Raw genomic sequence first — 22,198 nt, forward strand, 5'->3', positions numbered from 1 at the left:
ACCTTAAGAATTAGTAAGTATGATGATTAATCTTCATTTTTGATGATCGCGTCTGCCACACTAGCCGGTGCTTCAGCGTATTTCTCAAACTCCATCGCATAACTTGCACGCCCTTGCGACAAGCTACGCACGTCAGTTGCATACCCGAACATCTCCCCGAGAGGAACTTCAGCACGAATAATTTTACCTGACGGGGAATCGTCCATCCCCTGAACAACACCACGACGACGATTCAGGTCACCCATCACATCACCCATGTATTCTTCAGGAGTTACAACTTCCACTTTCATTACAGGTTCAAGAACGCAAGGATCAGCATCAGCTGCTCCTTTTCTTAGCCCCTGAGAAGCTGCAATTTTAAAGGCCATTTCATTAGAGTCAACATCATGGAATGAACCATCGAACAATACAACCTTGATACCCAGTAATGGATAACCAGCGATCACACCATTCTTCATTTGCTCTGAAACACCCTTTTCTACTGCAGGGATGTATTCTTTAGGAATAGCACCACCAACAATCTCGTTAACAAACTCAAGCCCATCTTTATCAGTTGGGATTAACTTCATTACGACGTGACCGTATTGACCACGACCACCGGATTGACGCACAAATTTGTGATTAACCACCACTTCTTTGCGAATTTTCTCCCGATAGGAAACCTGAGGCTTACCAATGTTTGCCTCCACCTTAAACTCACGACGCATACGGTCGACAAGAATATCAAGGTGCAGTTCACCCATACCGGAAATAATTGTTTGACCCGTTTCTTCGTGTGTCTCCACTCGAAAAGAAGGATCTTCTTGCGCTAATTTACCTAGCGCAACAGCCATCTTATCTTGGTCAGCTTGAGACTTTGGCTCAACAGCGACGGATATAACAGGCTCAGGAAACTCCATACGCTCAAGTACAACAACATCCTTCATATCGCAAAGCGTATCACCCGTAGTTACGTATTTCATACCTACGACAGCAGCAATATCACCCGCCAATACTTCTTTAATCTCTTCTCGATTATTCGCATGCATTTGCACCATTCGACCAATACGTTCACGCTTCTGCTTAACAGAATTATAAACCGCATCACCAGAGCGCAACACACCAGAATAAACGCGAATAAATGTTAATGTACCTACAAATGGGTCTGTTGCAATCTTAAATGCCAATGACGAAAATGGATCTTCATCATTAGCAACACGAGTAACAACCGTTTCACCATCCTCAAGCGTACCCTCAATCGCTTTTACTTCAAGCGGTGAAGGCAAATATTCAACAACAGCATCCAAAACAGCCTGAACGCCTTTATTTTTAAAGGCAGAACCACATGTCACCAAGACAATCTCATTGGATAATGTACGAGCTCGCAGGCCGCTCTTTATTTCCTCAATGGTTAGCTCACCTTCTTCAAGGTACTTTTCCATCAATACATCATTCGCTTCAGCAGCCGCCTCAACCATGTGCTCACGCCACTTTTGCGCTTCATCAAGCAAATCACCAGGAATCTCTTCTAAAGAGAAACTCATCCCATGATCTTCTTCACTCCACACAATTGTTTTCATCAAAACCAAGTCGATGACACCTCTGAAATCTTCTTCAGCGCCAACATTGATTTGAATAGGAACCGCATTTGCTCCAAGACGATTTTCTAACTGTCGAACAACCGAAAAGAAATCTGCACCTGTACGATCCATCTTATTGACGAACACCATACGAGGAACTTCATACTTATTCGCTTGACGCCAAACCGTCTCGGTTTGAGGCTGCACACCTGAAGAACCACAAAGCACAACAACAGCACCATCTAACACACGCAAAGAACGCTCTACTTCGATAGTAAAATCTACGTGTCCAGGTGTGTCTATAATATTGACACGGTGCTCTTCAAACTGCTTATTCATTCCACTCCAGAAGCATGTTGTAGCCGCTGAAGTTATCGTGATACCACGCTCTTGCTCTTGCTCCATCCAATCCATTGTTGCTGCACCATCGTGCACTTCACCAATTTTATGGGACAGACCAGTATAAAAAAGAACGCGTTCAGTTGTCGTCGTTTTACCTGCATCAACATGCGCACAAATACCGATATTACGGTAGCGGTTGATAGGTGTTTTACGTGCCACTGTGTATCCTTCTCCGGATGATTAGAAACGGTAGTGAGAGAATGCTTTGTTAGCTTCTGCCATGCGATGAACGTCTTCACGTTTCTTAACAGCAGAACCTTTGTTTTCAGCAGCATCTAAAATTTCGCCAGCTAGACGCAAAGCCATGGATTTTTCACCACGCTTACGAGAAGCATCAACCAACCAACGCATAGATAAAGCTGCGCGGCGAGCTGGACGAACTTCTACAGGAACTTGGTAAGTCGCACCACCAACACGGCGAGATTTAACCTCAACCATTGGCTGGATAGATTCCAATGCTTTTTCGAAGATAGCCATTGGCTCTTCAGTTTTAGCGCGAGCTGCTACAGTATTTAGCGCATTGTAAACGATGCTTTCTGCAACAGACTTTTTACCGCTAACCATTACATGGTTGATAAATTTAGCGAGAATCTGGCTTCCGTGTTTAGGATCCGGAAGGATTTCACGCTTAGCGACGACGCGTCTTCTAGGCATATCTATATCCTCTTCAGGTTCGCCCGAGACAATTCAATTATTGCTCGGCCTTACTGTATTAAAAAATTATGTCTAAACGATGAATTAAGCTTATTTAGCTTATTTCTTAGGACGTTTAGTACCGTATTTAGAACGGCCTTGCTTACGATTTTGTACGCCTGAAGTATCCAAGCTACCACGTACTGTGTGGTAACGAACACCTGGAAGATCTTTTACACGACCGCCACGAATCAGCACTACGCTGTGTTCTTGCAGGTTGTGACCTTCACCGCCGATGTAGGAAGTAACTTCGAAGCCGTTAGTCAAGCGAACACGACATACTTTACGCAAAGCCGAGTTAGGCTTTTTAGGTGTAGTAGTATATACGCGAGTGCAGACACCGCGGCGTTGCGGACAAGCTTGTAACGCAGGAACGTCACTCTTTGCCACTTTACGTTTACGTGGTTTACGAACCAACTGGTTAACGGTTGCCATTAGACAAGCTCCACAAATCCAATTCTTATGACGGAAATCGCCAAAATTAAGGAGGCGCAAGTTTAATTTGCGCCTATAAAACAGTCAATAGGGAGGCGACTAAAAAATCACCTCCCTTACGATTTAACAGCAAATAACTAGTCTTTCAGTGCTGCACTCAATGCTTCTTCCACATCTGATGCACTTACTGTCGAACTTCCTTCCTTCGCTGCTAGCGCAAGCTCTTTCTTTCTCTTGCGCTCATTGTGGTAAGCCAAACCTGTACCAGCTGGTATCAAGCGACCTACTACAACGTTTTCTTTCAAGCCACGTAAGTGATCTTTCTTACCAGTTACCGCACCTTCCGTAAGAACTCGAGTTGTTTCTTGGAAAGATGCTGCTGATATAAAGGACTCAGTAGCCAAAGAAGCTTTCGTGATACCTAGAAGCACACGCTCAAACTTGGCTGGGAACTTATTCTCAGCTTCTGCTTTTTCGTTTGCATCTAACAGATGAGTAAACTCAACCTGATCACCTTGGATAAGATCCGTATCTCCAGACTCACCAACCTCTACTTTACGCAACATTTGGTTAACGATAACTTCAATATGCTTATCGTTAATTACTACGCCTTGTAAACGGTAAACTTCTTGCACTTCATTCGTGATGTAATCGGCCAAAGCCTCTACACCTTGAAGACGCAAAATATCATGAGGGCTCAAAGGACCGTCGGCAATAATCTCACCTTTAGCCACTTCCTCACCATCAAAGATGTTGATTTGACGCCATTTAGGAATCAAAGTCTCGACTGGGTCATCACCATTTTGAGGTGTGATAACCAAACGAATTTTACCTTTTGTTTCTTTACCGAAGCTAACCACACCGCTCGTTTCCGCCATAACAGCTGGATCTTTCGGACGACGCGCTTCGAATAGATCTGCCACTCGTGGCAAACCACCGGTAATATCTTTGTTACCGATAGATTCTTGAGGAATACGTGCAAGAACCTCACCTGATTTCACTGTTGCGCCATGATCTAAGCTCAACAATGCTTTTTCAGGAAGCATGTACTGTACTGGTGATTCAGTACCAGGAATCAATACAGGATTACCCTCTGCATCAACAACGGCAATCATCGGACGTATGTCTTTACCAGCCGCAGGACGGTCACGCATTTCCATCACTTCAATCGTAGTCAAGCCCGTCATTTCGTCAGATTGACGACGAATAGTAACGTTCTCTTCCATACCGCTGAATTCAAGACGACCTTCCATCTCAGATACGATTGGGTGTGTATGTGGATCCCAGTTAGCAACGATTTGACCCGCAGTAACTTGATCACCTTCACGAACACTCAATACCGCACCGTAAGGAAGCTTATAACGCTCTTTCTCACGACCAGCTTCATCAGCAATTGCCAATTCAGAAGAACGAGATGCAACGACTAGATGACCTGTGTGGCGCTCGATACTCTTCATTTTATTGAAACGTACCGTACCCGCACTCTTCACCTGAACACTATCAATCGCAGACGCTCGAGATGCCGCACCACCGATGTGGAACGTACGCATCGTCAACTGTGTACCTGGCTCACCGATAGACTGTGCTGCAACAACACCAATCGCTTCACCGATGTTAACCTGATGACCACGAGCAAGATCACGACCGTAACACTTAGCACATACACCATGACGCGTATTACATGTGATAACGGAACGAATGATCATTTCATCCACACCAGCCGCTTCAATAGTACGAACATCATGCTCGTCAATCAAAGTACCAGCTGCAAGAACGAAATCGCCTTTGCCGTCAATAACGTCTTGAGCTACTACACGACCCAATACGCGATGACCTAACGGCACGACCACATCACCACCTTCAATCATGGCTGCAACGGAAATACCGTTTGTAGAACCACAATCTACTTCAGTGATAACCAAATCCTGCGCTACATCTACTAGACGACGAGTCAAGTAACCAGAGTTGGCTGTTTTCAATGCTGTATCAGCTAGACCCTTACGAGCACCGTGTGTAGAGGTAAAGTACTGAAGTACTGATAAACCTTCACGGAAGTTCGCAGTGATTGGTGTTTCGATGATGGATCCATCTGGCTTCGCCATCAGACCACGCATACCACCTAGCTGACGCATCTGCGCAACACTACCACGGGCGCCAGAGTCGGCCATCATATATACAGAGTTGAAAGATTGTTGTTCAACCGTTTCACCTGCTTTGTTGACAGTCATCTCTTTTGCCAAGTTTTTCATCATGGCTTCAGTTACAGTTTCGTTAGTACGAGACCATAAATCGATTACTTTATTATACTTCTCGCCTTGCGTTACAAGACCATCTGCATATTGGTATTCGATTTCTTTAACTTCCGCCTCTGCTTTAGCAATGATCTCTGCCTTCTCTGGCGGGATAACAAAGTCATCAACACCAACAGAAGAGCCAGACGCTGTTGCGTAAGCAAAACCTGTGTACATCAATTGGTCTGCAAAGATACAGCTCTCTTTCAAGCCCACTTTACGGTAACACTCGTTGATCAAGTTAGAGATCGCCTTTTTCTTCATGGTTTGGTTAACCACGGAGAACGGTAGGCCATCAGGAACGATATCAAACAACAAAGCACGACCAACCGTTGTATCTGCAATGAAAGTAGACGGCACTTTGTCGCCTTCAAGCGTCGTATCAACTTGGCTGATACGTACTTTTACTTTGGCATGCAATTCAACTTGTTTCGCACCATATGCACGGTGTACTTCTTTGATGTCAGAAAACGCCATGCCTTCACCCTTGGCATTGATTTTCTCACGAGTCATATAGTACAGACCCAATACAACGTCCTGGGAAGGAACGATGATCGGCTCGCCGTTTGCTGGTGATAGGATGTTGTTCGTAGACATCATCAAAGCACGAGCTTCTAGCTGCGCTTCGATAGTCAACGGAACGTGAACCGCCATTTGGTCACCATCGAAATCGGCGTTATATGCCGCACACACTAATGGATGCAACTGAATCGCTTTACCTTCGATCAACATTGGTTCAAACGCTTGGATACCCAAACGGTGAAGTGTTGGCGCACGGTTCAACATCACTGGATGTTCACGGATAACCTCATCAAGGATATCCCACACTTCAGGCGTTTCACGCTCAACCATTTTCTTCGCTGCTTTGATCGTCGTCGCCATGCCACGAAGTTCAAGCTTAGAGAAAATGAATGGCTTGAATAACTCAAGTGCCATTTTCTTAGGTAGACCACACTGATGTAGACGCAGTGATGGACCTACTGTGATTACAGAACGACCAGAATAGTCAACACGCTTACCTAGCAAGTTCTGACGGAAACGACCTTGCTTACCTTTGATCATGTCAGCCAAAGATTTCAATGGACGCTTGTTAGAACCAGTAATAGCGCGACCACGACGACCGTTATCAAGCAAAGCATCAACAGATTCTTGCAACATACGCTTTTCGTTACGTACGATAATATCTGGTGCTGAAAGCTCTAACAGGCGCTTTAGACGGTTGTTACGGTTAATCACACGACGATAAAGGTCGTTCAAATCAGACGTCGCAAAACGGCCACCCTCAAGTGGTACCAATGGACGAAGATCTGGCGGAAGAACAGGCAATACATCTAGCACCATCCACTCTGGGTTGTTACCAGAATGATAGAATGCTTCAACTAGCTTAAGACGCTTAGAAAGCTTCTTAATGCGAGTTTCAGAATTTGTGCTGTTTAGCTCTTCACGCATGCTGTTAATTTCTACAGGCATATCCAAATCGCGAAGCAACATTTGAACCGCTTCCGCACCCATACGGGCATCAAATTCGTCACCGAATTCTTCTAGCGCTTCAAAATACTGTTCGTCATTTAGCAACTGGCCTTTTTCAAGCGTCGTCATACCTGGATCAATCACGATGAAAGATTCAAAATACAAAACACGCTCAATATCACGCAACGTCATATCCATGATAAGACCGATACGTGACGGTAGAGATTTCAAGAACCAAATATGAGCAACAGGCGATGCAAGCTCAATGTGACCCATGCGTTCACGACGCACTTTAGACAGAGCCACTTCAACGCCACACTTCTCACAGATAACACCGCGGTGTTTCAAACGCTTATATTTACCACACAAGCATTCGTAGTCCTTAATAGGACCAAAGATTTTTGCACAGAACAAACCGTCACGTTCTGGTTTGAACGTACGGTAGTTGATGGTCTCTGGCTTCTTAACTTCACCGTAAGACCATGAACGAATCATATCTGGTGACGCCAAGCCAATGCGGATCGCATCAAACTCGTCAGATTGTCCCTGTGATTTTAGAAGACCTAATAAGTCTTTCATGGATATTCGCCCCACTCGTAAGGCCGGGGAGTCTTGCTCCCCAGCAGGTCAAATGTGATTCGTGCTTATTCGTTTTCTAGCTCGATATCGATACCAAGAGAACGAATCTCTTTCACCAACACGTTGAAGGACTCAGGCATGCCAGGTTCCATACGGTGGTCACCGTCTACGATGTTTTTATACATCTTAGTACGGCCATTTACGTCATCGGACTTAACAGTCAACATCTCTTGAAGCGTGTAAGCAGCACCATATGCTTCTAGTGCCCATACTTCCATCTCCCCGAAACGCTGACCACCGAACTGAGCTTTACCACCCAGCGGCTGCTGAGTAACCAAGCTGTAAGAACCGGTAGAACGTGCGTGCATTTTGTCGTCAACCAAGTGATTCAACTTAAGCATATACATGTAACCAACCGTTACAGGACGTTCAAAAGCATCACCAGTACGGCCGTTAAATAATTTAACCTGACCACTTTCGTTGATTCCAGCTAAGCGCAACATACGCTTGATCTCAGCTTCTTTTGCACCATCAAAGGCGCCAGACGCCATTGGAACACCGCCCGTTAGGTTGGAGGCCAAGGTTAAAATTTCTTCGTCTGTAAAGCTGTCTAGATCTTCCGTACGAGCACAACGCAAGTCGCCTTCGTAGCCATTGTAGATTTCATCGAGGAAGCTACGCAGTTCTGCAACCGCCTCTGCTTTCTCACGCTCCACAACAAGCATTTCGTTGATCTTACGACCCAAGCCTTTAGATGCCGCACCTAAGTGAGTCTCCAAAACCTGACCAACGTTCATACGCGAAGGAACACCTAGCGGGTTCAATACGATATCAACTGGATCACCGTTTTCATCATACGGCATGTCTTCAACTGGCATAATTTTCGAAATTACACCCTTGTTACCATGACGACCGGCCATTTTATCACCTGGCTGGATACGACGTTTGATGGCAACATAAACTTTAACGATCTTAAGAACGCCAGGCGCTAGATCATCACCTGTTTGTAATTTGCGTTTCTTATCTTCAAATTTCGCATCAAGCTCTTTACGGCGCTCAATCAAAGCGGCTTGTGCTTTTTCAAGCTGCTCACTCGCTTCTTCATTAGCAACACGAATTTTAAACCACTCAGGGTGATCAAGATTCGCCAAGTACTCTTCCGTAATAATCGCATTGCGAGCCAAGCTAGGACCGCCTTCCGCTTGCTGGCCGATTAGGGCTTCAGCTAGACGCTCAAACGTTGCTTTCTCGACAATACGGAACTCTTCGTTCAAGTCTTTACGAACTTGATCAAGCTGCGATTTTTCAATGAACTTAGCACGGTCATCTTTTTCAATGCCATCACGAGTGAAAACTTGCACGTCGATAACTGTACCGCGCGTACCCGTCTTAACACGTTGCGACGTATCTTTTACGTCAGACGCTTTTTCACCGAAGATAGCTCGCAAAAGTTTCTCTTCAGGCGTTAGCTGTGTTTCACCCTTAGGCGTCACTTTACCAACTAGAATATCGCCTGGCTCAACTTCTGCACCGATGTATACGATACCGGATTGATCCAACTTAGAAAGCGCACCTTCACCCACGTTAGGGATATCGGCAGTGATTTCTTCAGGCCCAAGCTTAGTATCACGTGCAACACACGTTAACTCTTGAATGTGGATAGAAGTGAATCGATCTTCTTCTACAACACGCTCAGATACTAGGATCGAGTCTTCGAAGTTGAAACCATTCCAAGGCATGAAAGCAATACGCATGTTTTGACCAAGCGCCAAATCACCCATATCAACAGAAGGACCATCGGCCATAATGTCGCCAGAAGCAACCTTCTCACCCTTCATTACCAAAGTACGCTGATTAATACATGTGTTCTGGTTAGAACGTACGTATTTAGTCAGGTTGTAGATATCTACACCCGCTTCACCAGCAATTGTTTCTTCTGAGTTCACACGTACAACGATACGGCTCGCATCAACAGACTCAATCACACCACCGCGATTCGCGACGATACAAACACCAGAGTCTTTTGCTACATTTTTTTCCATACCAGTACCAACTACAGGCTTATCGGCCTTAAGTGTCGGTACGGCTTGACGCTGCATGTTCGATCCCATCAATGCACGGTTAGCATCATCGTGCTCTAGGAACGGGATCAAAGATGCCGCAACAGAAACAACCTGACGAGGTGACACGTCCATTAGGTTTACTTTTTCTTTTGGAATCAAAGTAGTTTCGTGCATATGACGCACCTGAACCAACTCATCAACCAAACGGCCTTCCGCATCAACATTCGCAGACGCTTGGGCAATTACGTATTTCGCTTCATCGATCGCAGAGATATACACTGTTTCATCAGTCATCTTGCCATCAATAATCTTACGGTATGGCGTTTCTAAGAAGCCGTAGCTGTTAGTACGCGCATAAGTAGATAGCGAGTTGATCAAACCAATGTTTGGACCTTCTGGTGTTTCGATAGGACAAACACGGCCATAGTGAGTAGCGTGTACGTCACGTACTTCAAAGCCTGCGCGTTCACGTGTAAGACCACCAGGCCCTAACGCTGAAACACGACGCTTATGCGTTACTTCAGATAGCGGGTTGTTTTGGTCCATAAACTGAGACAACTGGCTTGAACCGAAGAACTCTTTAATAGCGGCAGCAACTGGCTTCGCATTCAAAAGATCTTGAGGCATAAGGCCATCAGCTTCCGCCATTGACAAACGCTCTTTCACTGCACGCTCAACACGAACAAGGCCAACACGGAATTGGTTCTCGGCCATTTCGCCAACAGAACGAACTCGACGGTTACCCAAGTGATCGATATCATCAACCATGCCGTTACCGTTACGGATATCAAGCAAGGTTTTAAGAACAGCAACAATATCGTCGTTATCAAGAACGCCAGCACCCGTATCTTCTTCACGACCCAAGCGGCGGTTGAACTTCATTCGACCAACGCCAGACAAGTCATAACGATCTTCAGAGAAGAACAAGCCTTGGAATAAGCCTTCAGCAGATTCTTTGGTTGGCGGCTCGCCAGGACGCATCATGCGATAGATTTCAACTAGAGCTTCTAACTGATTACTAGTTGGGTCAATACGAAGCGTGTCAGAAATAAATGGACCATTGTCCAAATCGTTCGTATAAAGCGTTTCAACTTCAGTAATACCAGAAGAAACTAAGGCTTCCAGCAAATCAACAGACAACTCAGTGTTTGCTTCCGCAATCAACTCACCCGTTGAAGGATGAACTAAGTTTTTCGCTGTTACCTTGCCAAGCATGTACTCAAGCGGCACAGATAGGCGCTCAAGACCTGATTTTTCCATCACGCGGATGTGCTTAGCAGTAATACGACGACCTTCTTCTACGATCAGTTCGCCGTTAGCATCAGCAATATTAAACAGTGCAGTCTCGCCACGTAAGCGATTTGCAATTAGATCCATTTCAAAACCATCACGCTTCAAATAGAAACGCGTAGATTCAAAGAAAGTATCTAGGATTTGCTCTGTTCCGTAACCCAAGGCGCGCAACAAAATCGTTGCCGGCAACTTACGACGACGGTCAATACGAACAAATACGCAATCTTTTGGATCAAACTCGAAGTCCAACCATGAACCGCGGTAAGGAATAATACGAGCAGAATGTAGTAACTTGCCTGAAGAGTGTGTCTTACCACGATCGTGGTCGAAGAACACACCAGGAGAACGATGCAATTGAGATACAATAACACGCTCAGTCCCGTTAATTACAAAGGTACCATTGTCTGTCATAAGCGGAATTTCGCCCATGTAGACTTCTTGCTCGCGAATGTCTTTGATTGCCTTGTTGGACGACTCTTTATCATAAATAATTAGTCGTACACGAACACGTAAAGGTGCCGCGTAAGTAACACCACGCAACTGACACTCTTTAACATCAAAAACTGGCTTGCCTAAACGGTAATCGACGTATTCTAGCGCCGCATTGCCGGAAAAGCTGACCATTGGAAAGACAGATTTAAAGGCCCCATGCAGACCTAATTCCCCACGCTCTGCAAGGCTTTTACCTTCTTGCAGAAAATTACGGTAGGATTCAAGCTGAATTGCCAGCAAGTATGGCACATCCAAAACGGGCGGCAGTTTACCGAAATCCTTACGGATACGTTTTTTCTCAGTGTATGAGTAAGCCATCAGCATTCCCCAGCTTGTGCACATTGACGCAAAAGGCCCAAATCAGGCCTTACCATTTATGGGAGCATTATCTCCCACGTGAAAATTCTTCTAAGTTTTATTTGAGTTTTAGAAACCCAAAAAGGCCGGCGACAATAATGTCACCAGCCATTTCGACTATTGGTCGAAATCTGGAAATGCAAGTATCATTACTTGATTTCGACAGATGCACCAGCTTCTTCAAGCTCTTTCTTAAGTGCGTCAGCGTCTTCTTTAGAAGCGCCTTCTTTAACAGTCATTGGAGCGCCGTCAACGATAGCTTTAGCTTCTTTCAAGCCTAGACCAGTTGCTGCACGAACTGCTTTAATTACGTTAACTTTCTTATCGCCTGCAGCAGTAAGAACAACGTCAAATTCAGTTTGAGCTTCAGCAGCAGGACCAGCTTCAGCAGCAGGACCAGCAGCAGCTACAGCTGCAGTTACACCGAATTTTTCTTCCATTGCAGAAATTAGTTCAACAACGTCCATCACAGACATTTCTGCTACTGCATTGATGATATCTTCTTTAGTTAGAGCCATGACTCAGATTCCTAGCATTCTTTATAATCACCCAAGGGTGATAAAACAAAATATTTATCAAGAAACGATACGATAATTCGTATTACGCCGCTTCTTGCTCTTTTTGATCGCGAATCGCTGCAAGAGTACGTGCAAGCTTGCTTGTTGCGCCCTGCATAACACTCATCAGTTTCGCAATAGCTTCGTCGTATGTAGGCAATGTTGCCAAACGATCAATGTCGCCAGCTGGGATCAACTCACCGTTGAACGCCAACGCCTTAACTTCAAGCTTATCATTCGCTTTCGCAAAAGCTTTCAACAAACGAGCAGCCGCACCTGGGTGTTCGTTTGAAAAAGCAATTAACGTAGGACCAACAAAGCTCTCAGCTAGACATTCGAAGTCAGTACCTTCAACTGCACGGCGAGCCAAAGTGTTACGTACTACACGTACATAAACACCTGCTTCGCGCGCTTCTTTACGTAGTGCAGTCATGCTGCTCACGGTAACACCGCGAGAATCAGCAACAACCGCAGACAACGCAGTTTTGGCAACTTCGCTAACTTCGGCGACAATGGCTTTTTTGTCTTCTAGACCTAATGCCACTGGTTTTCTCCTGGATTAGCAGAGGTAAATTACCTCTTATTTTTACCAACTCTTCGATTTCTCGAAGTACTTGCTGGTGAGTTAGATCCAAGTATATCTGAATCGGGCCACACCATCTGCGCAGGACAAACATTTTTCAACGTTGTTATTAAACCGTTAGGTTCCTGCGGTCTTTGACGGCCTGCTCAACAAATTAATGAAGGCAGACCCCAAAGCTCATGATCTAAACATGCTTACTTAGTAGAGTTAAGCGCACTTAGATCAATTTGTAGACCAGGTCCCATTGTAGAGGACAAAGTCACTTTCTTCAGGTAAACACCTTTAGAAGACGCTGGTTTAGCACGACGCAAGTCGGCCAAAAGCGCTTCCAAGTTACCTCTGATAGCATCAGCAGCAAACTCAATAGAGCCAACAGCAGCATGGATGATACCATTTTTATCTGTACGGTAACGAGCTTGACCTGCTTTTGCATTTCGTACTGCAGTAGCAACATCAGGCGTTACTGTGCCAACTTTAGGGTTAGGCATTAGACCACGCGGACCTAGAACCTGACCTAGTTGACCAACGATACGCATTGCATCTGGAGATGCAATAACTACGTCAAAGTCAAGGTTGCCAGCTTTAACTTGCTCAGCCAAATCTTCGAAACCAACAACATCTGCACCAGCTTCTTTCGCAGCTTCTGCATTTGCACCTTGTGCAAATACAGCAACACGAACATCTTTACCAGCACCATGAGGCAATACTGTAGAACCACGAACAACCTGATCAGATTTACGTGGGTCAACGCCCAAGTTTACAGATACGTCGATAGATTCTTTAAACTTAACAGTAGAAAGCTCAGACAATAGAGAAACAGCTTCTTCTACAGAGTAAAACTTAGTTGCTTCTACTTTTTCAGCGATCAAGCGAGCGCGTTTAGTTAATTTAGCCATTAGTTAACACCTTCAACTTCTAGACCCATAGCGCGTGCGCTACCAGCAATAGTACGAACTGCTGCATCCATGTTAGAAGCAGTCAAATCAGCCTGCTTAGCAACAACAATCTCTTCTAGTTGAGCACGAGTAACCGTACCAACTTTCTGAGTGTTTGGACGTGGAGAACCACTCTTCAAGCCAGCTGCTTTTTTAAGCAAAACTGCCGCAGGAGTAGACTTAGTTTCAAATGTAAAGCTACGATCACTGTATACAGTGATAATAACAGGCGTAGGAAGACCCGGCTCAACGCCTTGAGTTTTCGCATTAAACGCTTTACAGAACTCCATGATATTCACACCGTGCTGACCAAGTGCTGGACCAACTGGTGGACTTGGGTTCGCTTGACCCGCTTTAACTTGTAGCTTGATATAAGCTTGGACTTTCTTAGCCATTTTTCAACTCCAATTGGGTCACTGCCCGAAGGCTACCCGTTCAACAAAATCAGGCTTTTTCAACCTGACTAAATTCCAAATCAACTGGCGTAGAGCGCCCAAAAATAAGCACTGCCACTTTGATTCGACTTTTATCGTAATCCACTTCTTCTACAACACCATTGAAATCAGCAAATGGGCCTTCGTTAACACGAACAACCTCACCCACTTCAAACAAGGTCTTAGGACGAGGTTTATCAACCCCATCACTAACACGCTGCAAAATAGCGTCTGCTTCACGACTCGTGATCGGAGAAGGCTTGTCAGCCGTACCACCAATAAAACCAAGCACACGAGACGTGCCTTTAACCAAATGCCAAGAGGCGTCATTCATATCCATTTGAACCAATACATAACCTGGATAGAATTTTCTTTCACTCTTGCGCTTTTTGCCATCTCGGATTTCGACCACTTCTTCAGTCGGCACCAAAATGTCACCAAAATTTTCTTCCTGCCCCATAACCTGCACTCGCTCCATTAGCGAACGCATTACGTGCTTTTCGTACCCTGAGTACGCTTGTACTACATACCATCGTTTGGTCACGAGCAACTCCTAACTAATTACCGAGGAAACGATCCAACCAAGGAACGAATCCACCCCCCATAGCACGAGAGACATAAAAACAACAACCGCTAACACTATTAAGGTTGTTTGCATGGTTTCTTGCCTAGTTGGCCATACAACCCTGCGAATTTCAGTTTTAGCTTCTTTTGCCAAAGTAAAAAAAGCCTTACCTTTCACAGTCTGCAACGCAACAAAACCGGCAACACCAGCCAACACCAAGATAGCGATTAAGCGATACAATAGTGACTCAGCAGAATAATAGTTATTACCAATCACGCCTACCGCAACTAGCAGAACAACAATTGCCCACTTAAACACATCTCCGCGAGACGCTTGAGCTTCAGTACTCGAACTCATACTTCAGGTGATCCCTAACTAAGAAATAGGATACGAAAGATGGCAGGCCAAGAGGGACTCGAACCCCCAACAGCCGGTTTTGGAAACCGGTGCTCTACCAATTGAACTATTGGCCTACATTCGTATGGGCGAAGGATGATACCTGAACAAGCTAAATCTAGCAAGGGTATCTGCCCAAAAAACAGACAATAAAAAAGGCGGCTAAACCACCTATCTTTTGCATTGGAAATGCTGGAGCTCATGAGCAGATTTGAACTGCCGACCTCACCCTTACCAAGGGTGTGCTCTACCAACTGAGCTACATGAGCAACTTGGAGCGGGTAGCGGGAATCGAACCCGCCTCTTCAGCTTGGAAGGCTGAGGTAATAGCCACTATACCATACCCGCAATTGGTGGAGGGAGGTGGATTCGAACCACCGAAACTTTCGTGGCAGATTTACAATCTGCTCCCTTTGGCCACTCGGGAACCCCTCCACGTACTCAGCGCTACAACGCAACACCCCAAAAGGTGGGAGCCATTATATGAATCGTCTTGCCAATTGCAAGCGCTAGCAAGGATTTTTTTCTACTTTTATCATCATCTTGGTTAGATCGAAGCGTGACATAAACTGTTCCCAGTCTTTTTCATCAACCGGTTGCGCTATATCTATCTGTTGAAGCGGAACATTTCGCATATGTTCATAAACATCAACAGCATAGCCAGATACGTTTTCAATACGCGTTTTTGCTTGATCCGCTCGTTCTTTTGAAGAGTACAAACCTAGCGAGATACGATTCTTCATTTCAGCACGGTTAATAACAAAGCTATCAATGGATTTAGAGGCCAACTCTTTAACTATCCGCTCTGCAATGGCGGGCGTTTCAGGTGCCGCTATATAGAGCCAAAATTTAGGCCGTTTACCTGAAACCTCTCTATCCTTATAAGACCAACCGAAACTCTTCAATACTTGGGCAACTTGTTTTTTATCCTCATCTCGCTCTGTTTCTAGACGCGGGCAGAATAATTCAGGCGAATCACCAGAAGCCTCATCAATAACCTTACCAAGCGCCTCTTCAAGACTTTCGTTCGCTTCCGTTCCGGCATTATAGTCTTGCTCTGTCACCGCAGGCGCTTCAGACAATAGATGAATTTTTTCGCTAACAGGTGGACCATAGATAGATTCTTGATTCTTCTCCTGCTTATCCTGAACAAAGCTATGCCAACTCAAAAAGGCAGCATTAAGCAACACTACAAAAAGAAATAGCCACTTCATTTATTGCCTCTTAACCTTTCATCACCAACTAGCTTTGCACCCAACGCCACAAGGTTGGTCTGACACTCTAATGGAACCCCTAAAAAGTCTAACAGTGCTTGAGAATCTCCCCCTGTCACAACCCACTTATACTCTGGGTAACAATGATGGATACGCTCCAAAAAGCCCAACGCCATTTCACGACAACCTTCGGTCACCGCTCTTGCTGTAGAGTCAGGCAACCCAAGACCTGCGACAACCTCATCAGCCTCATAGCGAATCCTAGCCGTTTGAGAAAGCAGTGCGCCTTCCATCATCGCCAATCCAGGAGCAATATAGCCACCTAGATGAACCCCTTTTTTATTGACCACATCTACTTTAATTGCAGTCCCTGCATCCACCACAACGACATCACTTTTCATTAGGTGATGAGCAGCAATCACACCAAGCCAGCGGTCGATCCCCAATCGCTCAGGTTCAACATAGGCATTACGTACCCCGCACGCAATAGCCTGACTCGTCAATGTCAGCCATTCGCTTTGTGGAAACTCGGCCTGAATGTCAGCATGCAATAATGCACTCTGCTCTTTAGACCTTACACTGGCAAAGTAGATGACATCAGGAACAAAACCATATTCTGTAGGGCAACTGTCCCCTCGCTCAACCCACAATACTTGCTCACCCTCAAACGCGGTAAACTTGATACTCGTGTTACCGGCATCAACAATCAAAACCCTACCCACGACGGACACTAATCTCTCCTCCATGAAGAGCCACCAGCTCACCATTTTCTTCTAGAAGCAAAGCGCCTTTCTGATCGATCCCTCTTGCAATACCCTGACGTTGCTGAGAAACCGTACTGACAGTAACAGGCTGATTAAATAAGACATCGTACGCTTGCCACTGATATTGGAAATGCTTCATTCCATTGCCATCTTCAAACAGCTGACATATATCGATCAACTCTTTGGTTAGCTCAGCCAAAAGAACATTTCGACTCGGTCGAGACTTCAGCCGAGAAACGAGATCGGTCCAAGGCTGATCAACGAGAGTCATGAAAGCGTCATCCATTTCGACATTAAGTCCGACACCAATGATAACGTGACAAACATCCTGATCAGCAACCATCTCTAACAAAATCCCACAAATTTTTTGACCATCCACTTGGACATCATTGGGCCACTTCAAGCCAGGATTCGGAATACCAGCTTTTTTCAATACCCGCGCCACAGCAACACCAACAGCAAGACTCAACCCTTCTACAACATTTGGTCCATTATCGAAACGCCACGCAAATGAAAATGTGATGTTTTTTGCAACACCAGACTCCCATTGACGCCCACGACGCCCTTTACCTTGAGTCTGACGCTCTACCGAGATCAAAATAGGCAATGGCTTACCTTGCGAGATATACTGCTTAACATCACCGTTGGTTGACTCCGTCTCAAACGCTAATTTGATAGCCACCTCATTTGGTACGCCACTTTCTCGCAGCGTATCTTCTGACAACAATTCGATTGGCGTTGGCAATCGATAACCACGCCCCTTTACCGAATGAACCGTCAAACCAATAGATTCTAGTTTTTTAAGCTTTTTCCAAATTGCGGCACGAGTCACTCCCAATGCTGCCCCCAACTCTTCACCAGAGTGAAATTCATTATCACTAAGCAGGGCCAAAACAGCTTGCATCAACACGCTCCAATTTCAGTTTTTTACTTCGCTTGAAACGGCACAAAAGAAGAACCTTTCGCCGCTTGCAACCAATTTAATTCAGGATACTCACACTCATTATCAACGGCATGGATCGCATAGGCATGGCGAGACTTCCCAGATCGATTAGCATAACTAAGATGCGGAAACTCGCCATTCAAAACCACTAAAGAGCCCTTAGGTACAGGCATGGCCACCAGCTCATCTTTGCACCACTCGTGCTCTTTTAATGTCACCATCCTGGTTTCTATAGAGTCGGCACTGTGGCGTTCAAAGCGTTTTAGCAGTCCATGTTGATGGCCTTTTGGCACTCCCCAAAGGCACCCATTGTCAAGAGTCGCGTCTTCTACCGCAAACCACAAACCAATGACACTCATTGGCGTGGTGTAAAGAAAAGTACTGTCTTGGTGACAATCTACTTCCCCTCCAATACTAGGCTGCTTAAAAATATACATAGATTGTGCAGCGCGCGGCTCAACCATACCTAGTTTATGCAACAATGATTCCCAAACTGAAGACAATGAAAAAGCCTTAAATATTGGGTCTTGGAAGTGAAGACTGTGCCCTACTTTGTTAATCGATAACTCAAGTGGTTGCTTGAGATCACCCGCATCATCAAACGCTTCCTCCTCAAAAAAGAAAGACACTTTATTCGCGGACTCCATGAAGTAACTGTCGGTATGGCGAGATTGCTCTTTAGTTGTAAAAATTGATCGTACTGAATCAGGATCAAAGGCAGCCATCAGTTCTGACATGCGCGTTTTTAAGGCATCACACACACCATCAGGAACAACAGACTCTAAAACCAAATAGCCATCATTATGATATTGATCAATTTGCGATTGGGTTATGTCAACCGCTGAAAGAGCAAGGTTTATATTCTCAGCCATGAGCTATCCTCTCTATCTATTACTGTTAGCGTTTGCCTTGATGAAAAAAGCAACTTCTTGCATCAGTTCGTTGAAATTCGGGTTCCACGACACCCTAGCCGCATGGGGGCTACTTTTTGTCAGTGCATCAGAACCCTCACCAAACCAATTATCTTTGTCTTCTCGACATGCTTGATACAAGGCTTCGTCAGACAAGTACCAGCCACAAATACGGTACTCACCCGCAGCTCCATAATAGGTATTTTTAGGATTCCCATGAACCGCCATATGCGACAAGCCTAATATTTTAGCCTCGGGCCAATTTGTATTATGAACCTTTATACGATCCGTGTTGGCGCTCATTTGATCTTTACTATAAAGCACCATCTGACTCTTAGCGCCAATCATACCCTCGTTAAATACCTTTTCGGATACAGACGAATCTACCGTTTGGTCGTCTTCTGATAAGGCAATAAACACGGGTAACTGTTTCGGGTTATCAAGGATCAGATTACGCACTTCTTTAGACAATTTATACACCTGAGCAATAGCAGGCAAAGGGATTGACGCGTATTTAGCAAAGTCATCGCTTGGATAATTATCCAACCAGTCTTTCACCATCGCCAACCAAGGTGATAACCAATCTATGCTGCTGTTAACCTTAAATACAGGGGAAAACAAAATAGCACCAGAAACACTGTCGGAGTGCTGCCAAGCATATTCCGCCGCTAATGCACCGCCTGTAGAGAAACCGCCAACATACATAACATCCACTTCTTTGCTGAATTCATCAGCAGCATTTCGAAACGTCATACGCCAATCATCACGAGAGACATCAAGAAGATCCTCTGACTTTGTACCATGACCAGGTAATAAAACGACGCGTACTTGATAACAAGCCGCCTGTAGAGCCAGCGCCGGATCTCTCATCGAGAAAGGAGAGTCAGATAAGCCGTGCGACAACAACACACCAATGCGCGCCCGTCCAGCACAGCTCTCTGCATCTGGCAGCAACTCAAAAGGCAGAACCGCAGCAAGCTCTCTCGGCTTATCATCTACCTTAATCCATGTCTTGCGCTCATTTACATACTGCTCTGCACGAGCGACATAATGGGTGAAGGCTTCCTCTGGCTCATAAACAAATTGCGCTTGCTCTTCTGTCGCATACCCTGTGACTGATACGGGCAATGCCAAAACACAGAAGCACCACAACACTAATTTTTGCCGCACAATAATCCCTCCGCTATCTTTCATTAAATTTCGCTAGCACTGTAAAATAATTGATTATGTTATTATCAAACACTTAAATTTAAGCTACACATTTGACTATGAACACATCCTACCCTATCCCAGAACAAGTTCCTTCGCTTTGGTTTCCTTTGGTAAAGAAATTTTATCAAGAACACTATCCAAGCGGTAAACCGAACAAAGCAGACCCAATCTGGGTAATAAGAGAGAAAGGCAAAATTCTTTGCGCCTTAAGACTCAAACAAATAAGCAACTCTCAACTGCTCACTGGCATGGTAACAGAGCCCAACCACCGTAACCGTGGTCTTGGCAGTCATCTAATCAATAGTATTCACCACGTATTGGGAGAAACACCCACTTATTGCTTTGCGTTTACCCATCTAGTGCCGTTCTATAACGCTAACCATTTTACGGCTATCTTGGCAGAAATGTTACCAGAAGAACTAGAAAGCCGCTTCATGACCTACACGGCACAAGGTAGAGATCTTACGCCAATGCGCTATAACCGCTGCTAAAAAGACCTTAAAATACACTTAAATCTTCTTAAGTTACTAAAACCACATTCCCATTGTTGACGCTTTTCAGTGTCCTCCAGTACCTTTGAGTGCAATACATTCCTTCGCGAAGACAACAAATAGAAAGACTGGGGACAACATGTCAATCACCTTACCATCAAACTCGAAAATGCTTAGCTCTGATTTTATCTTTGGCGTGGCGACTGCCTCCTTTCAGATTGAGGGCGCGACAACGGCCGACAATCGCCTTACTTCTATTTGGGACACTTTCTGTGCAACACCCGGAAAAGTAAAAGGCGCAGATAACGGTGAAATGGCATGCGACCATTACCACCTATGGGAACAAGACATCCAATTGATTAAAGATCTCGGTGTAGATGCCTATCGACTTTCTATTGCATGGCCTCGAGTCATGGATCAAAACGGTGAAGCCAACCAAGCTGGGCTGGATTTTTACCGCGCCCTGCTGACAAAACTTAAAGCGGAAGGTCTTAACGTATTTGTTACTCTTTATCATTGGGATCTACCTCAATATCTCGAAGACAAAGGCGGCTGGCTAAACAGAGAAACAGCGTATCAATTCAAACGATATGCCGACTTAGTCACATCAGAATTATCTGAATGGGTCGATAGCTGGGCGACCTTCAACGAACCTTTCTGTACGGCAATATTAGGTTATGAATTTGGCATACATGCGCCAGGTCTAAGCAAGCCAGAATACGGCAGACAAGCCGCACACCATATCTTACTTGCTCATGGCTTAGCTCTCCCAGTGATTCGTAAAAATGCACCTAAGTCACAGGTGGGCATCGTACTCAACATGAATCGATCTTATGCTGCCAGCGAAAAAGCCGAAGACCAGTTTGCTTGCTTGATGCGCGAAACCCTCGACAATCAGTTCTTTATAGAACCTCTCATGAAAGGCCAGTACCCACAGATCCTCAAAACCGTTGCGCCGCAATATTTGCCTAACGTGTTACCAGGCGATATGGCGATAATTTCTCAACCAATGGACTTCTTGGGCATGAACTTCTACACCTGTAATCATAATGCCTTCGACTCAGAAAACATGTTTAAAGATGTGAAAAACAGCAAAGCCGTTGAATATACTGATATTGGCTGGGAAATTGCTCCACACGCCTTTACCGAGCTGTTGGTAAACCTTCATAAACAATATGCCCTACCGCCAATGTACATTACCGAAAACGGTATCGCCTGCGCCGATAATATTATTGATGGGGACATCAATGACGATCAACGCGTGCGTTATTTAAATGACCATCTAAATGCCGTACATCAAGCGATTGAAACGGGTGTGGATATTCGTGGGTATTTTGCCTGGAGTTTAATGGATAATTTTGAATGGGCAGAGGGTTACAGTAAGCGCTTTGGTCTAACTTACGTTGATTATAATACTCAAGAAAGAACCATTAAACGCAGCGGATATGCCTACCGAGACTTTCTAAATAATCGCAAAAGCTAAAATTTTTAGAGTCAATTAATAAACAACTAAAAATGCCCGATGCATAACATCGGGCATTTTTATTGGTAAGAACAAC

The 22,198-nt window shown here is 45.0% G+C and carries 18 protein-coding genes and 4 tRNA genes; 2 read left to right on the forward strand and 20 right to left on the reverse strand.

Features of this window, described 5'->3' with window-relative positions; all coding sequences use genetic code 11:
• Positions 1-26 precede the first annotated feature (26 nt).
• The 20 genes from fusA to AC2A4J_RS18550 form a co-directional block, all read right to left on the reverse strand.
• Positions 27-2,120 (reverse strand): elongation factor G, encoded by a 2,094-nt coding sequence (gene fusA, locus AC2A4J_RS18455; RefSeq protein ID WP_484177031.1) that lies wholly within the window; start codon positions 2,118-2,120, stop codon positions 27-29.
• 21 nt (positions 2,121-2,141) lie between these two features.
• Complete coding sequence (gene rpsG, locus AC2A4J_RS18460; RefSeq protein ID WP_012071940.1) at positions 2,142-2,615, reverse strand: 30S ribosomal protein S7; 474 nt, start codon at positions 2,613-2,615, stop codon at positions 2,142-2,144.
• Positions 2,616-2,714: 99 nt separating this feature from the next.
• The gene (gene rpsL, locus AC2A4J_RS18465) at positions 2,715-3,089 is read right to left on the reverse strand and encodes a 30S ribosomal protein S12 (protein ID WP_012071941.1); all 375 of its coding nucleotides are present in this window, start codon (positions 3,087-3,089) and stop codon (positions 2,715-2,717) included.
• A gap of 137 nt (positions 3,090-3,226) precedes the next feature.
• Entirely contained in the window at positions 3,227-7,429 is a 4,203-nt protein-coding gene (rpoC, locus tag AC2A4J_RS18470; protein WP_255827132.1) for a DNA-directed RNA polymerase subunit beta', read from the reverse strand.
• Positions 7,430-7,494: 65 nt separating this feature from the next.
• Positions 7,495-11,595, reverse strand: a complete 4,101-nt coding sequence (gene rpoB / locus AC2A4J_RS18475) for a DNA-directed RNA polymerase subunit beta (RefSeq protein ID WP_255827133.1) — start codon at positions 11,593-11,595, stop codon at positions 7,495-7,497.
• A gap of 188 nt (positions 11,596-11,783) precedes the next feature.
• The gene (gene rplL / locus AC2A4J_RS18480) at positions 11,784-12,152 is read right to left on the reverse strand and encodes a 50S ribosomal protein L7/L12 (RefSeq protein ID WP_255827134.1); all 369 of its coding nucleotides are present in this window, start codon (positions 12,150-12,152) and stop codon (positions 11,784-11,786) included.
• An 82-nt stretch (positions 12,153-12,234) separates the two neighbouring features.
• Positions 12,235-12,735 carry a 50S ribosomal protein L10 gene (gene rplJ / locus AC2A4J_RS18485; protein WP_255827135.1) on the reverse strand — a complete coding sequence of 167 codons (501 nt, stop codon included), beginning with the start codon at positions 12,733-12,735 and terminating at the stop codon, positions 12,235-12,237.
• Between the two features lie 233 nt (positions 12,736-12,968).
• A complete protein-coding gene (gene rplA, locus AC2A4J_RS18490; protein WP_255827136.1) occupies positions 12,969-13,670 on the reverse strand; it encodes a 50S ribosomal protein L1 in 702 nt (233 codons plus the stop codon).
• Complete coding sequence (rplK, locus tag AC2A4J_RS18495; RefSeq protein WP_211536701.1) at positions 13,670-14,104, reverse strand: 50S ribosomal protein L11; 435 nt, start codon at positions 14,102-14,104, stop codon at positions 13,670-13,672. Before rplK ends, rplA begins: the two co-directional genes overlap by 1 nt.
• A 49-nt stretch (positions 14,105-14,153) precedes the next feature.
• Positions 14,154-14,687 carry a transcription termination/antitermination protein NusG gene (gene nusG / locus AC2A4J_RS18500; protein WP_255827137.1) on the reverse strand — a complete coding sequence of 178 codons (534 nt, stop codon included), beginning with the start codon at positions 14,685-14,687 and terminating at the stop codon, positions 14,154-14,156.
• Between the two features lie 9 nt (positions 14,688-14,696).
• Complete coding sequence (gene secE / locus AC2A4J_RS18505) at positions 14,697-15,065, reverse strand: preprotein translocase subunit SecE (protein WP_072841851.1); 369 nt, start codon at positions 15,063-15,065, stop codon at positions 14,697-14,699.
• A 40-nt stretch (positions 15,066-15,105) separates the two neighbouring features.
• Positions 15,106-15,181, reverse strand: a tRNA-Trp gene (locus AC2A4J_RS18510).
• Between the two features lie 116 nt (positions 15,182-15,297).
• Positions 15,298-15,373 (reverse strand) — tRNA-Thr (locus AC2A4J_RS18515).
• A 4-nt stretch (positions 15,374-15,377) separates the two neighbouring features.
• Positions 15,378-15,452 (reverse strand) — tRNA-Gly (locus AC2A4J_RS18520).
• A 3-nt stretch (positions 15,453-15,455) separates the two neighbouring features.
• Positions 15,456-15,539: transfer RNA gene (locus tag AC2A4J_RS18525), tRNA-Tyr, on the reverse strand.
• Positions 15,540-15,613: 74 nt separating this feature from the next.
• Positions 15,614-16,318 carry an SPOR domain-containing protein gene (locus AC2A4J_RS18530; RefSeq protein WP_484177032.1) on the reverse strand — a complete coding sequence of 235 codons (705 nt, stop codon included), beginning with the start codon at positions 16,316-16,318 and terminating at the stop codon, positions 15,614-15,616.
• Entirely contained in the window at positions 16,315-17,049 is a 735-nt protein-coding gene (locus AC2A4J_RS18535; protein ID WP_484177033.1) for a type III pantothenate kinase, read from the reverse strand. The genes AC2A4J_RS18530 and AC2A4J_RS18535 overlap by 4 nt, the downstream gene beginning before the upstream one ends.
• On the reverse strand, positions 17,033-17,986 hold the full coding sequence (locus tag AC2A4J_RS18540; RefSeq protein ID WP_484177034.1) for a biotin--[acetyl-CoA-carboxylase] ligase: 954 nt from the start codon (positions 17,984-17,986) through the stop codon (positions 17,033-17,035). Before AC2A4J_RS18540 ends, AC2A4J_RS18535 begins: the two co-directional genes overlap by 17 nt.
• Positions 17,987-18,009: 23 nt before the next feature.
• The gene (locus tag AC2A4J_RS18545) at positions 18,010-18,897 is read right to left on the reverse strand and encodes a phytanoyl-CoA dioxygenase family protein (RefSeq protein ID WP_484177035.1); all 888 of its coding nucleotides are present in this window, start codon (positions 18,895-18,897) and stop codon (positions 18,010-18,012) included.
• A 12-nt stretch (positions 18,898-18,909) separates the two neighbouring features.
• The gene (locus AC2A4J_RS18550) at positions 18,910-20,106 is read right to left on the reverse strand and encodes an alpha/beta hydrolase (RefSeq protein WP_484177036.1); all 1,197 of its coding nucleotides are present in this window, start codon (positions 20,104-20,106) and stop codon (positions 18,910-18,912) included.
• Positions 20,107-20,204: 98 nt separating this feature from the next.
• Here AC2A4J_RS18550 and AC2A4J_RS18555 point away from each other — a divergent pair, with 98 nt between their 5' ends.
• The gene (locus AC2A4J_RS18555; RefSeq protein WP_484177037.1) at positions 20,205-20,639 is read left to right on the forward strand and encodes a GNAT family N-acetyltransferase; all 435 of its coding nucleotides are present in this window, start codon (positions 20,205-20,207) and stop codon (positions 20,637-20,639) included.
• Between the two features lie 139 nt (positions 20,640-20,778).
• Positions 20,779-22,122 (forward strand): GH1 family beta-glucosidase, encoded by a 1,344-nt coding sequence (locus AC2A4J_RS18560; protein WP_484177038.1) that lies wholly within the window; start codon positions 20,779-20,781, stop codon positions 22,120-22,122.
• The last annotated feature ends 76 nt before the right edge of the window (positions 22,123-22,198 follow it).

The organism is Marinomonas sp. ATLA20, assembly GCF_057180105.1.

Bases quoted from the DNA above. Each gene is read 5' to 3' on its own strand.
- rplK (WP_211536701.1), bottom strand. From the start codon at position 14,104: ATGGCTAAGAAAGTCCAAGCTTATATCAAGCTACAAGTTAAAGCGGGT.
- AC2A4J_RS18530 (WP_484177032.1), bottom strand. From the start codon at position 16,318: ATGAAGTGGCTATTTCTTTTTGTAGTGTTGCTTAATGCTGCCTTTTTG.
- rplA (WP_255827136.1), bottom strand. From the start codon at position 13,670: ATGGCTAAATTAACTAAACGCGCTCGCTTGATCGCTGAAAAAGTAGAA.
- rpsG (WP_012071940.1), bottom strand. From the start codon at position 2,615: ATGCCTAGAAGACGCGTCGTCGCTAAGCGTGAAATCCTTCCGGATCCT.
- rpsL (WP_012071941.1), bottom strand. From the start codon at position 3,089: ATGGCAACCGTTAACCAGTTGGTTCGTAAACCACGTAAACGTAAAGTG.
- secE (WP_072841851.1), bottom strand. From the start codon at position 15,065: ATGAGTTCGAGTACTGAAGCTCAAGCGTCTCGCGGAGATGTGTTTAAG.
- AC2A4J_RS18545 (WP_484177035.1), bottom strand. From the start codon at position 18,897: ATGGCTGAGAATATAAACCTTGCTCTTTCAGCGGTTGACATAACCCAA.
- AC2A4J_RS18540 (WP_484177034.1), bottom strand. From the start codon at position 17,986: ATGCAAGCTGTTTTGGCCCTGCTTAGTGATAATGAATTTCACTCTGGT.
- rpoB (WP_255827133.1), bottom strand. From the start codon at position 11,595: ATGGCTTACTCATACACTGAGAAAAAACGTATCCGTAAGGATTTCGGT.
- rplL (WP_255827134.1), bottom strand. From the start codon at position 12,152: ATGGCTCTAACTAAAGAAGATATCATCAATGCAGTAGCAGAAATGTCT.
- AC2A4J_RS18560 (WP_484177038.1), top strand. From the start codon at position 20,779: ATGTCAATCACCTTACCATCAAACTCGAAAATGCTTAGCTCTGATTTT.
- rpoC (WP_255827132.1), bottom strand. From the start codon at position 7,429: ATGAAAGACTTATTAGGTCTTCTAAAATCACAGGGACAATCTGACGAG.
- AC2A4J_RS18555 (WP_484177037.1), top strand. From the start codon at position 20,205: ATGAACACATCCTACCCTATCCCAGAACAAGTTCCTTCGCTTTGGTTT.